The organism is Aureimonas fodinaquatilis, from assembly GCF_008369445.1.
GTDB classification, from domain to species: Bacteria; Pseudomonadota; Alphaproteobacteria; order Rhizobiales; family Rhizobiaceae; genus Aureimonas; species Aureimonas fodinaquatilis.
Window position 1 is genome coordinate 130,357 of record NZ_VTWH01000006.1, and the last position, 13,225, is coordinate 143,581.

The 13,225-nt window shown below is 56.5% G+C and carries 10 protein-coding genes and 1 riboswitch; of the genes, 5 read left to right on the plus strand and 5 right to left on the minus strand.

All coding sequences use genetic code 11. The annotated features are described in order from the left end of the window. The first annotated feature begins 4 nt into the window (after positions 1–4). Both FPY71_RS18025 and acnA read left to right on the plus strand, forming a co-directional pair. Positions 5–835, plus strand: a complete 831-nt coding sequence (locus tag FPY71_RS18025; protein WP_149301733.1) for a citryl-CoA lyase — start codon at positions 5–7, stop codon at positions 833–835. Continuing rightward, on the plus strand, positions 832–3,456 hold the full coding sequence (acnA, locus tag FPY71_RS18030; RefSeq protein ID WP_149301734.1) for an aconitate hydratase AcnA: 2,625 nt from the start codon (positions 832–834) through the stop codon (positions 3,454–3,456). Before FPY71_RS18025 ends, acnA begins: the two co-directional genes overlap by 4 nt. A 23-nt stretch (positions 3,457–3,479) precedes the next feature. On the opposite strand, the gene FPY71_RS18035 is transcribed toward acnA, so the two are convergent. The 4 genes from FPY71_RS18035 to FPY71_RS18050 form a co-directional block, all read right to left on the minus strand. Continuing rightward, the gene (locus tag FPY71_RS18035; RefSeq protein WP_149301735.1) at positions 3,480–4,115 is read right to left on the minus strand and encodes a LysE family translocator; all 636 of its coding nucleotides are present in this window, start codon (positions 4,113–4,115) and stop codon (positions 3,480–3,482) included. 66 nt (positions 4,116–4,181) lie between these two features. Then, entirely contained in the window at positions 4,182–4,952 is a 771-nt protein-coding gene (locus FPY71_RS18040; RefSeq protein ID WP_149301736.1) for a DUF899 domain-containing protein, read from the minus strand. A gap of 42 nt (positions 4,953–4,994) precedes the next feature. Next, positions 4,995–7,142: a histidine kinase dimerization/phosphoacceptor domain -containing protein gene (locus FPY71_RS18045; protein WP_149301737.1), complete on the minus strand. Its 2,148-nt coding sequence runs from the start codon at positions 7,140–7,142 to the stop codon at positions 4,995–4,997. After that, positions 7,129–7,671, minus strand: a complete 543-nt coding sequence (locus FPY71_RS18050; protein ID WP_149301738.1) for a biliverdin-producing heme oxygenase — start codon at positions 7,669–7,671, stop codon at positions 7,129–7,131. The genes FPY71_RS18045 and FPY71_RS18050 overlap by 14 nt, the downstream gene beginning before the upstream one ends. 257 nt (positions 7,672–7,928) lie before the next feature. Between FPY71_RS18050 and FPY71_RS18055 the strand changes: the two genes are divergently transcribed. The 3 genes from FPY71_RS18055 (at position 7,929) to thiC (ending at position 11,738) form a co-directional block, all read left to right on the plus strand. After that, positions 7,929–9,242: an MFS transporter gene (locus FPY71_RS18055; RefSeq protein WP_149301739.1), complete on the plus strand. Its 1,314-nt coding sequence runs from the start codon at positions 7,929–7,931 to the stop codon at positions 9,240–9,242. A gap of 5 nt (positions 9,243–9,247) precedes the next feature. After that, complete coding sequence (locus FPY71_RS18060; RefSeq protein WP_425457914.1) at positions 9,248–9,691, plus strand: YqaA family protein; 444 nt, start codon at positions 9,248–9,250, stop codon at positions 9,689–9,691. Positions 9,692–9,718: 27 nt separating this feature from the next. After that, a riboswitch (TPP riboswitch) is annotated at positions 9,719–9,837 on the plus strand. 92 nt (positions 9,838–9,929) lie between these two features. Next, positions 9,930–11,738, plus strand: coding sequence for a phosphomethylpyrimidine synthase ThiC (thiC, locus tag FPY71_RS18065; protein WP_149301741.1), 1,809 nt, complete (start codon positions 9,930–9,932; stop codon positions 11,736–11,738). Here thiC and pdxR read toward each other — a convergent pair. Then, positions 11,711–13,183 (minus strand): MocR-like pyridoxine biosynthesis transcription factor PdxR, encoded by a 1,473-nt coding sequence (pdxR, locus tag FPY71_RS18070; protein ID WP_149301742.1) that lies wholly within the window; start codon positions 13,181–13,183, stop codon positions 11,711–11,713. The genes thiC and pdxR overlap by 28 nt on opposite strands. Positions 13,184–13,225: the final 42 nt, after the last annotated feature.

Sequence of the window (13,225 nt, forward strand, 5' to 3'; positions counted from 1 at the left end):
GACTATGACAGAGCACGACAAAACCAGAAATGCAGTTCAGGACTGGTGGCAGACCGCAATTATCGACATGGAGCCCGGGCGTATCGGCATTCGCGGCTACCCCATCGAACAGCTCATCGGTTCAGTCAGTTTTGTTGAAATGATCTGGTTGATGGTGCGCGGCGAATTGCCTGCGCGCGAACAGGCAAAATTGCTTGAAGCGGCGCTGGTTGCGGCGGTTGATCATGGCCCGCAGGCACCATCCATTGCGATTGCCCGAATGGCCATGACTTGCGGCGGCAGTGTCAACAACGCCATGGCTTCCGCCATCAATGTGCTGGATGATGTGCATGGCGGCGCGGGGCAAGGCGCACTGGTTGTCTATTGCCAGATTTCCGAACGCATGGAACAGGGTGAACCGCTTGATACGGCAACCGATTCTGTGTTGCGGCCGATGCTGGATGCAAGGCAGATCATGCCGGGGTTCGGACATCGCTTTCACCCGATTGACCCACGCACGCCGCGTCTGATTGAGCTGGCAACCGTTGCGCGCACGCATGGGCAGATTACCGGGCGGTTTCTCGATATTGCCGTTTCGGTGGAAAGCTGGCTGGCCGCCGCAAAGGGTAAGCACCTGCCGATGAACATCGATGGTATCACCGCCGCAATTTATGGCGAGCTTGGATTTGATCCGACAATGGCCCGCGGACTGTTCATCATCTCGCGTTCCATCGGCATTCTTTCGCATGCCTATGAGCAGTCGCAGATGGGCGGACGGATTAAAGGCCCTACCCCGCCCTCGCTTGGATATCGCTATACCGGCGAGCCGAAACGCACCGTGCCTGAACAGCAATGATTGCCCGCAAAAACAGCTTCAGAACATTGCGGACCGATGCCGGTCAGCAGTTTGTGGACATGCATGCCGCTGATGCCTGTTTTCCGGGCCTGAACAGGCTGCCGATCTCTCTTCGGCTGCTGTTTGAAAACATGCTGCGCAATGAGGATGGCACCTCAGTCACCTCTGCCGATATTGAAGCTCTCGCACGGCGTGCGTATGGCGACACGGAAGAACTGGAAATCGCCTTCTACCCGACGCGCGTGCTGATGCAGGACTATGCAGGCATGCCGGCCCTGATCGACCTGGCAGCGCTGCGTGACTATGTGGCATCCAGCGGGCTTTCAGTGCAGGCGGTTAATCCGCGAGTGCGAACTGACGTTGTGGTAGACCATTCGATCATTGTTCATGACGCACGCTCTCCGCAATCGCTTGGCATCAACCAAGCACGCGAGATTGAAGACAATTACGAGCGTTTCGCATTTCTGAAATGGGCACAACAAGCCTTTGACAATCTGCGCATCGTGCCGCCGGGCCAAGGCATTGTTCACCAGATCAATCTGGAATATCTGGCTGATGTTGTCAGCCACATCACCGCAGAGGATGGCGATTGGCTGGTGCCCGATACGCTGATCGGCACCGACAGTCACACACCCATGATCAACGGCCTTGGCGTACTGGGCTGGGGCGTCGGCGGAATTGAGGCAGAAGCTGTGATGATGGGTGAAGCCGTGTCGATGCTGGTTCCGCCGGTGATCGGCGTGCGGTTGACCGGCTCGATCAGCGAGGGAATTCTGGCCACGGATATTGTTCTCTCCCTCACGGAATGCCTGCGCAAGCGCGGCGTCGTTGGTGCATTTCTGGAGTTTTTTGGGCCGGGCGTTGCAGCCCTTTCGGTGGCCGATCGCGCAACAATTGCCAATATGACGCCGGAATTTGGCGCGACAATTTCGCTGTTTCCCTGCGATAGCAGCACTATGCGCTACCTTGCGCTGACCGGCCGCACACCAGCGCAACAGCACCGAACGCAAACCTATCTCCAACGCAATGGCTTCTGGCGCAATGACGATGTGGAGCCGCTGTTTGCCGATGTCGTGGAGTTCAACCTTTCTACGGTCGGCCGTGTTGCATCAGGGCCAGCCCGTCCCGAGCAGCGACGGGACCTGTCTGAACTGCCCGGCCTGATTTCAAAGCGTCCCGAAGGCGCAGCGATACCGGATGAAGCCGTGGTGCGGGATGGTGACATCGTCATTGCGGCAATCACCAGTTGCACCAACACATCCAACCCGGTGGCCATGCTTGCGGCAGGGCTTCTGGCTCGAAAAGCTCGCATACTGGGGCTGAACGTGCCGGATCATGTCAAAACATCGCTGGCACCAGGTTCCCGCGTTGTTGCCGATTACCTGCAGGAAACCGGCCTCATGGAAGATTTATCTGCCTTGGGGTTTGATCTGGTGGGGTTTGGTTGCACAACATGTGTCGGCAATTCCGGCGAACTGGCAGGCCCGATCAGCACTGCTATTGATGCGCACGGTCTGGATGTTGCAGCCGTTCTGTCGGGCAACCGTAACTTTGAAGCGCGCATCCATTCGAAGATCAAAAGCAATTTTCTGGTCTCACCGCCTCTGGTTGTTGCCTATGCTCTGGCGGGAACAGTGTTGCGCGATCTGACCTCAGAGCCGATCGGCATCTCGACTTCAGGCAATCCGGTGCATCTTTCCGATATCTGGCCAACAGCCGGGGAAATTGAGACCGCCGCGCTTGTGGCGGAAAACCCCGAGCGTTTTGCTGCGCGATATTCCGGCGTCTTTGACGGTGGACCGTTGTGGGCAGACCTGCCAGCGGACACGGGCGAACGCTTTTCCTGGGCAGAGGAAAGCACCTATTTTAAACGGCCGCCATTTTTTGACATGCCGCCGGTTGCCGCACCCCATTCACCAGTGCTGAATCAAGCCCGGCCGCTTCTGCTGCTGGGCGACAGCGTCACAACCGATCACATATCGCCTGTCGGTTCTATCGGGCCAGACAGCCCGGCTGGCCAATATCTTGTTTCACTGGGCGTGGAACGCGAAAGCTTCAACACCTATGGCGCAAGACGTGGCAATCATCAGGTTATGGCCAGAGGCACCTTTGCCAACCCCCGCCTGAAAAACCGACTTGCCGAAAGCGGAAATGGCAATGCCGCGATGACGGTGTTCAGTGACGCTGAGAACTTTGCCCAACAAGGCTGCTCAGCGGTGGTCATTGCTGGCAAAAATTATGGTGCTGGTTCTGCACGCGACTGGGCTGCAAAAGGAACCCGGCTGCTGGGCGTCAGCGCGATTCTGGCGGAAAGTTTTGAGCGGATCCACCGTTCCAACCTGGTGCGTATGGGTGTGCTGCCACTGCAATTTCCCGACGGATTTTCTGTGGCAACGCTGAACCTTGGCAGAGAGCACCGGTTTTCCATTGCTACAACAATGGAAGCGCTGGAACCGCGAATGTCCGTGCGGCTGGAGATCAGCGGCGGCCCGGTGGACATTGCGCCGATTGATATGCTGGTCCGGATCGATACGGCGCAAGAGCTTCGCTATTTTCAGAATGGCGGAATATTGCAGTCCATCGCAGGAGACGTGATGGCCCGTGCGTCAGTACAAGGCTGATGGATTGGCGTGAAGGGCAGCGTTCAGGCTCGACGCGCCTCTGTGGCCATCCGCAATGCCAAAGCAGTGAGCACAGATCCCATCAACCAGCGCTGCACCAGAATCCAGCCAGGGCGGGCCGTCAGAAAAACGGCGATTGAGCCGGCGAGCGTGATGATGACTGAATTGACGCTGACACTGACCGCTATTTGTACAAAGCCCAGTATAACCGACTGACCAAGCACGCTGCCCGCTGCCGGATCAATGAATTGCGGCAGCATTGACAGATACATGACGGCGATCTTGGGATTGAGAAGGTTGGTCAGAAAGCCCATTGCAAACAGCCTGCGTGGACTGTCTTTGACAAGAACCCGAACTTCAAATGCCGATTGACCGCCCGGCTTCACGGCCTGCCAGGCAAGAAAAAGCAGATAAACGGCGCCGGCAATGCGCAAGGCATCATAGGCAAAAGGCACGGCCATGACCAACGCCGTTATGCCGAATGCAGCGCAGAGCATATAGAATATGAAGCCGGCGGCAACGCCGCCAAGGGAAATCCAACCGGCCATTCGTCCCTGTGAAATCGAACGGGAGACCAGATAGACCATATTCGGCCCGGGCGTGAGAACCATGCCCAGTGCGATCAACGCAAAGGCCAAAAGACTGGTCAGATCAGGCATCTACCGCTCCGGACACCACAATGACAACCTGGTGCAAGCGCCGAGGCCCTGACCCACAGTTGCCAATCAGGATTTGCAGCACGCGCCTGCTTCTGCCTCAATCCTGTCAGCATTGGCAACCTGCCCATTGTCGCCATATCTGTCGTGATGGAGCACCCAGTCGGTCAGATTATGGTTCGGGCCTGTCTCATTGCGCCCTTTGGGTGTCAGGTCAAGCAGCATATAGCTGGTCAGTATTTCCTCCGCGCCGCGCCCAAAGGTCGAATATGTGTGATAAACCACACCGTCCTCGTCCTTGTAAAAAACGCTCAGTCCTGACAATTCGTCGATCTGAAAGTTTTCTTCCCGATAATTATAGACGACGCGCCCTGCGGCTCGCTGTTCTTCGGTGAACGAAACACCAAAGTCGAAATTGAAGTCGCTTGATGCCGAAGACACCCACGGGATAGTCCATCCCATACGTTGCCTGAACTTCAGAAGTTCTTTCAAAGGAGCCCGCGATACAGCGACAAGGGTCAGATCATGGTGTGGGATATGCAGCATTGCGCCTTCAAAATGGTCCATCTCAAAGGAGCAGCCGGTGCATCCCTCTGACCATTCGGGCCCAAACATGAAGTGCTTGATGATGAGCTGGCTGCGACCATCGAACAGATCGCTCAGGCTTCTGGGGCCGTCTTCGGTGTCGAATGAATAATCTTTCTCAACTTTCACCCAGGGCAAAGCGCGACGCTCGGCGGCGATAGCGTCTCTCAGCCTCGTTTGTGCCTTTTCTTTTTCAAGCAGTGAGACGCGAGCCTGTGTCCATTCTTTTTGAGATACGACGGCATGGTGAACCATTCTTGCTTCCTCCGTAAACCCGGCGGAAGCTTAGTATGAAAATCATACTGAATCAAGTCCGGCATCGGCATGGCGCGCTTCGTCTGCATCCATAATGGGGCATGTCATGACAATCCTCAGGCCCGGTGCGTTGTCTTCGGCCTGAATTGTGCCGTTCAGGCTCTGCACCAGCGATGTCAGCATCTTTGACCCGAACCCGGTACCTTCCGTCTTGCCACTGTAACCCTTGCCGCGGTCCGACACGATAAGGCGCAGATTCTCCCGGAACTGCTCCAGCCGCACAACAACCGGTCCGGGTTGCCCGTCATAGGCATATTTGGAAACGTTGGTGATCAGCTCATTCACCACAAGGCCAAGCCGCACGGCTTTGTCCGTGCTGATGAGAATTGGCGTCAGATCCACCGTTATCCGCCTATCCCAGTCGGCGTCCATTGTCGTCTTCAATTCGTCGACCAGCTCTTCCAAATAGCGCGAGAGGTCGATGACGCTGACACTGTCGGCCTGATAAAGGCGACGATGCACAAGACCGACAGACACCAGTCTCCTTTGAGCCTCATCGAGCTGCTTTTTAACTTCCGCGTCGGCATTTCGGCTTTGCATCCGCAAAAATGCAGCCACAAGCGCCAGACTGTTCTGCACCCGGTGGTTCACTTCCTTGAGCAGATAATCCTTCTGCTGGATCAGGCTTTCATTCTCTCGCAATGTCGTTGTCAATTCGCGATTCAGTTCCCGCATGCGCCGATTGTTCCGTACTTCCAGCATCAGCTTGACGATTCTGGTCGCCGATTCCGTTTCGGCATGCGTCCATTCGCGCGAGCGGCCGGAAACGCTTTCAGACCACGCTTCAAAAGATACTCTGGGCGCCAGCGTGACATCGGGTGAATATTCCACGTCCTTATGAGGATTGCCTGCCCATTTGACGGTTTGCAGTTGCTCTGCACGAAACCACATCAGAATGGTTGGCACCTCAGTCGACATAGTCACCGCCAGCAAGCCGCTGGCAACATCCTTGTATGCCTCTGCACCCGGCATGCGTTTTGACAGCGTGCTGGTCACAAAGGGCTTTATGGCCGCCGGTTGCCGTACATGCTCGGCCACAGCCCGCAAATCCAGGTTTTCGGGGCAATTTCCCGCACAGAAAATGTCACCTCCCTGGGCCGCGGCAAAGCCATCAGCATGCATCAACGTTGCCAGTTCCTCGCCCGAACTTTCAAAAAATCCGGCAAGCCCGTCATTTGATCCCAGATGCCGAATGACCCTGTCCTCATGGGCACGAAGGCGCATGCGCTCACGGTAAAGCTCGTTTTCGTCCCGTGTCTTGATTTGACGGGCCAGGGCAGCGGCAACTGTCTGGCAGGCAAGCCGCGTGGTGAGGGAAAGGACCCTTGGCTCATGGTGGTGGCAAGCCACCAGACCCCACAAAATGCCGTCAATAACAATCGACATGGATGCAGAAGCCGCGACCCCCATGTTTTTAAGATACTGAATATGAACCGGCGAAACGCTGCGCAGGGTGGAATCGCTCATATCGATGGACGATAAATCCGTGCTCGCGCTGACAACCGGCGCGGGCGTGTAATGCACATCGGCAATCACCCGCACCTTGTTGCGCACGTAAAGCGCCCGCGCCTGTTTAGGAATGTCCGAAGCAGGAAAGTGGTGATTCATGAAGCTGGCAGACTGGTCGTTAATGCTTTCGCCAAGAACAACACCCGCATCATCATCAGTGAACCGGTAGATCATGACGCGGCTGTAACCGGTCAGTTCTTGGAAAATACGGGCGGCCTGCTGAGACAGGTCGCCAAGTGAGCCCGTCTGATCAAGACTGACACCAATGGTTTCCATGTCTGCCAGAAACGCAGCATCAAGCGCCTCACCGCGAACCGTTGCCGTCAATTCAACAACAAGATGATTTTCGCTGCGATAGGCCACCGCATCAAAGAGCGAGCCCTCAAATGTGACGACGCCAAGTGCCACAAGGCCGGCTCTGGCCGACACCGAGGCTGTGCAATCCAGCCCGATCAAGTCTGCAATGGCGCGGCCCAGAACGTTCTGCTCGCTGTTTGCATAGCCAACCACTGTTCCCGAGAGATCGGAAATCAACATAACCCCATATGGCTGAATCGCACCGGGTATATGAATTGGTTCGCGATCGCAGGAGGTCAGGTCGCTTGCATTAAACTCGCTCATTAACGTCACTTTCGTATGCGGTAAGGGCAGTTTGAAAAACGCGCCTGGCTGCCGCCAAAGCCGCAGCATGGTCAACATTGGGAACGGTTTCCAACAATTGACGGAAAGCCTGCCAGCGCCTCATGTCCGCAGATTGCAGGGCAAGATGGCGAGCACCCCATTCTGCGTCAAAGCCAAGCGCTGCGGCACGGCGCAAAAGAAGCTTTGCGCCCAGGGACGAACCTTCCAGCACATAGAATGCACCAAGTTTCTCGCCTTCAGAGCCAAATTCAAGCACAGGATCAATCGGCGTCGGGCGCGCCAGATCGAGATCGGCGAGATCGTGGCTGATGGCATCCAATATCAGTTGCGCAGACCAGAAGTCCGAATCTTTCAAGGCTGGCTCTACGACGCTCCGGAACCGGAAACTACCGACAAGATAGATCTTGTACTGTTCAATATCGTCAAATGAACCAATTGCGTTTTCCAGAATATGGTGAAGATCGAGAGTGTGGCGCTTGAGCGCACTGCGTAAACTGTCGTCGGTCAATAGAGAACTCCGGCCGGAACCCGAAGTGGAGAACCGGATGTGCGGCAAAATAACGAACATTGCGACGTTACGCCCAGTGACATTTTGTCCCTCTTTCATGGAACAGATGCTTCAGGTTCGGTTGGCAATCGGCTCAGAATCAGTTCGTCCACATGCATCACGCAGCACAGACTTAACCTTTCCTTTTCACACTGTGAGCTAGCTTAACAATCACTGACATGGGTTTTTGTGCTGCCTTTTGCCGAAAAGTGGCTGAGATGCTGTCAATTCTGAAAAACCGGACTTATCGGTATCTGTTTTTTGCGCAAATCGTTGCTTTGGTGGGAACCGGCATAGCCACGGTGGCGCTTGGGCTGCTTGCTTTCAATCTGGCTGGTGCGAATGCGGGAGCCGTTCTCGGCACCGCACTGGCGATCAAAATGTGCGCCTATGTCTGTATTGCACCTGTTGCTTCTGCAATGACCGAGCGTTTCCCTCGCCGGGCCATGCTGGTCGTGCTGGATGTGGTGCGGGCGGCAATTGCCATTCTCCTGCCCTTTGTTACCGAAATCTGGCAGGTCTATGTGCTGATCTTTCTGCTTCAATCGGCATCGGCCGCGTTTACGCCAACCTTTCAGGCAACAATTCCCGACATTCTTCCTGACGAAAAAGACTACACGCGGGCACTGTCGCTTTCACGTCTGGCTTATGATCTGGAAAGTCTGGTCAGCCCGATACTGGCCGCCGCGATGTTGGCGTTCATTTCATTTCACAGCCTGTTCGCCGCAACGGCAATTGGTTTCGCCATCTCTTCAATGCTGGTGTTAAGCGTCGTGCTGCCCAGCCCCAAACCCGCGCAGAAACGCGGTATCTATGACCGGACAACCCGCGGCATTCGCATTTACCTGGCAACGCCCAGGCTGCGCGGTCTTCTGGCAATCAACCTTGCCGTTGCTGCGGCGGGTGCATTGGTGATTGTCAACACCGTGGTCTATGTGCAAGGCGCCTACGCACTGGACAATCAGGCCACTGCACTTGCTCTTGCGGCATTCGGCGGCGGTTCCATGCTGGCAGCTCTGGCACTGCCAAGGCTTCTGGAAACCCTGGCAGATCGCACCGTCATGCTGGCTGGCGCATTGGTGCTGGCAGCAGGCACTTTTATGGCAACGACGCTTCCCGGCTATGGCTGGCTGCTTGTTTTATGGTTTGTTCTGGGACTGGGTTACTCCACAGCGCAGACACCTTCCGGCAGGCTGCTGCGCCGCTCCGCCCATGCAGAAGACCGCCCATCACTTTTTGCCGCCCAGTTTGCTCTTTCGCATCTGTGCTGGCTTGGGGCCTATTCACTGGCGGGCTGGGCTGGAGCTGTGTTTGGCCTGCCAGTGGCGGCAGGTCTTCTTGCCGCCTTGGCATCCATTGCCCTTGCCACAGCGTTGGTCGTCTGGCCCGCATCAGAGCCGCAGATTGTCGAGCATCGCCATGACAATCTTCCGCCGGATCATCCACATCTGGCCGATGCCACTCCAGGCTACCGCCATGCCCATGCCTATGTGATCGACGATCTTCATGCCGTATGGCCTCGTCAGGGTTAGCAAAAGTGGATGATTTGATTCCCCTGACCGGGCTGTTTGCCGTCGCCTTTGTTGCAGCAACCATACTCCCTGCCCAATCCGAAGCCGCTTTGGTTGGTCTTCTGGTGCTGGGTCAGCAATCCGTGGTTCTGCTGGTGATTGTAGCAACAATCGGCAATGTGCTCGGCTCCATAACCAATTGGCTGCTTGGCCGCTGGATTGAGCATTACAGACATCGACGCTGGTTTCCGGTCAGCGACAAGGCACTTGAGCGTGCAACAGGATGGTATGGGCGATGGGGCCGCTGGAGCCTGCTTCTCAGTTGGGCGCCTCTTGTGGGGGATGCCCTGACTGTTGCGGCCGGGGTTCTGCGAGAACCGTTCTGGAGCTTTGTGCTGCTGGTCACGATTGCCAAGGCTGGTCGCTATTGTGTGCTCGCATTTGTGACTGTCAGGCTTCTGGCAAGTTGACAAGCGGGCTTGGCCTGCCCAAAATCCAGGTCTCACCAGGGGTGTCCCGACAAGGGGCTGAGATACTGCTGGCCGCAAGGCAGCGCAGGGACCCGATGAACCTGATCCAGTTCATACTGGCGTAGGGACGGTGCGGATGCCCCTATGGTCTGCTATGGATCATTGTCACGTCGCCGGGCATTCATTCCCCCTTCCAGTTCGTGCTGGGTCTCCACCGCTGATCAGCGAGGAGCCTGACATGACGACCTATACTCCACCAACGGTAACGACCGGTCCTTTGCCCGCTTCCACCAAAGTGTTCAAACCTGGCGCGATGCACCCCGATATTCGCGTGCCCATGCGGGAAATTGCCCTGCATCCCAGCGCAATCGAGCCACCCTTGACCGTCTACGATGCCTCCGGCCCTTACACTGATCCGGAGGGGAACGTTTCCATTGAGCACGGGCTGCCTCGCTTGCGAGATGGCTGGATAGCGGCACGCGCTGACACGGAGGCATATATTGGCAGGCATGTTAAGCCGGCTGATAATGGCTTCGTTTCGGCCGACAGGCTGACGCCGGAGTTTCCTGTTCACAATTCTCCCCGGCGTGCAGTTGGCGGAAAAGCAGTCAGTCAGATTGCCTATGCGCGCGCCGGTATAATCACTCCTGAAATGGAGTTTGTCGCCATTCGGGAAAATCTCGGGCGATCAGAAATGCACAAAAGCCTGATCCGGGATGGCGATAGTTTTGGCGCGGCTGTTCCTGATTTCGTCACCCCGGAATTTGTACGTGACGAGGTGGCACGAGGGCGCGCCATCATTCCGGCCAACATCAACCATCCTGAAGTCGAGCCAATGGCAATTGGCCGAAACTTTCTGGTCAAGATCAATGCCAATATCGGCAACTCCGCAGTTACCTCCTCCATGGCGGAAGAGGTGGAAAAAATGGTCTGGGCCATTCGCTGGGGTGCGGACACCGTGATGGACTTGTCCACCGGCCGCAACATCCACAATATCCGCGAATGGATCATCCGCAACTCACCCGTGCCGATTGGTACCGTGCCGATTTACCAGGCACTGGAGAAGGTGGGAGGCATCGCTGAAAACCTGAACTGGGATATATTCCGCGACACGCTGATCGAGCAGGCCGAACAGGGCGTCGATTATTTCACCATCCATGCCGGGGTTCGGCTTGCTCACATTCCGCTGACCGTGGACCGCGTGACCGGCATCGTCTCACGTGGCGGTTCGATCATGGCCAAGTGGTGCCTTCACCACCATCGTGAAAGCTTTCTCTACGAGCATTTTGAAGAGATTTGCGAGATTGCGCGTGCCTATGATGTCAGTTTCAGCCTGGGTGATGGTTTGCGCCCCGGCTCGATTGCCGATGCCAATGATACCGCCCAGTTTGCCGAGCTGGAAACATTGGGCGAACTGACGCAGATCGCCTGGAAGCATGACTGCCAGGTGATGATTGAGGGCCCGGGCCATGTGCCAATGCACAAAATCAGGGAGAATATGGACAAGCAACTGGCCGTGTGCGGCGAAGCTCCATTCTATACACTCGGGCCGCTGACCACGGACATTGCGCCCGGCTATGACCATATCACCAGCGGCATAGGGGCAGCGATGATCGGCTGGTTCGGAACTGCGATGCTTTGTTATGTGACTCCGAAAGAGCATCTGGGACTACCGGACCGCAACGACGTGAAGACCGGGGTTATCACCTACAAGATCGCCGCTCACGCAGCCGATCTTGCCAAGGGCCATCCGGCAGCACGCTTACGCGATGACGCGCTTTCCCGTGCCCGTTTCGAGTTTCGCTGGGAAGATCAGTTCAATCTTTCACTCGACCCGGACACTGCACGGGCGTTTCACGATGAGACCTTGCCAAAGGATGCGCATAAGGTGGCACATTTCTGCTCGATGTGCGGGCCAAAATTCTGCTCGATGAAAATCAGTCATGACATTCGCGATGCCGCCCGCGCCGAGGCGGGGATGATGGAAATGGCAGAGAAGTATCGTGGCGGCGGCGATCTCTATGTGCCTTTGAAAGCGAAAGCCTGAACTCTTGCAACCACCTGCGCCAGAATGTCGACACCACGCGCAATCTGGCGCGCATCCAATGCGGCGTAACCCATGATCAGACCCAGGCAGCCGGCGTGAAAGCCGGCAGCCGGGGTCTGATAAAGGCGCGATACGGAGTAAACGCCGAGGCCAGCCTCTCGTGCGCCGTCAACCAGTTCGTTTTCCAGTGCTGCGGGCAGATCCCTGAACCAGAGCACCAGATGCAGGCCAGCATCTGCGCCCTCAATGCTGATGGAATCGCCAAATCTTCTGGCCAATGCGCCCATGAGCATTTCACGCCGTTGGCCGTTTAACCGGCGGACCTTGCGCACATGCCGTTCATACAGCCCACTTTCTATCAGCGAAGCCAGCGCCTCCTGCTCTGCTACAGGCGAATGGCGATCTGTCAGTTGTTTGGCCGTGGCGAAAACCTGCTGCAGATCATACGGTATCACCAGATAGCCAATGCGCAGCATGGGAGAGAGCGTTTTGGATATGGTGCCGAGATAGATCACATGGCTTTTCGCCAACCCGTAAAGAGTCGGTATCGGGCTGATATCGTAGCGATATTCACTGTCGTAATCATCCTCGATGACGCAGGCATCATTGCGCTGTGCCCATTCCAGCAATTGCTGCCGGCGTGAAACCGGCATGACACCACCAAGCGGAAACTGATGGGACGGGGTAACATATGCCAGCCGGGCAGAAACATCTGCAAGCGCCCCGGTTTGCATCCCCTCACCATCGACATCAATCGGCACAGCAGCAGCACCGGTGCTGCTGAAAATCTGGCGCGCCATCGCGTAGCACGGGTTTTCAATCACGAACTTGTCGTCGGCATCCAGCAGCAACCGCGCACACAGATCCAGCCCCTGCTGAGAACCGTTGACGACAACGATCTGCTCCGGTTCACACTGCAACATACGCGCGCGCCACAAATAACCCTGCAGAGCCTTGCGCAGGCGCTGCGATCCGCGCGGATCATCATATGCCAGCCGATCAGGTCTGGTCGCCATGGCGGCATTCATTGCCCGTTTCCAATTGACGGCCGGAAAGTCTGATTGTGCCAGATCTCCATATCGAAAATCTGCCACCAGCCTGCCTGCCGCCTGGCTTCGCCGTTGCTCTGGCATGGAGCTGACCCGCTGACCGAATGCAGAAAGGTGCATGGCCGCTGAAGGCTGATGCGCTTTGACTGGAGGCGCAGGATGAACTGCCGCCGCTGTCCGAGGGCGCGAGCCCTGCCTGACAGTTATGAACCCTTCAGCCAGCAATTGTTCGTAAGCCGCGGTGACTGTAGTGCGCGAAACGCAGAGCTCGTTTGCCAGTATTCGTGATGACGGCAATTGCCCATCATCGCCGAAAACACCACTTCGGATCTGATCTTTCAGCGCCTCGTATATCTGCCGGGCGCCGAGTGAGGTTCGTACACGACCCTTGGTCATCACTGGCCCACTATTTTCCTCATTAACTGGACGTTTCTATTG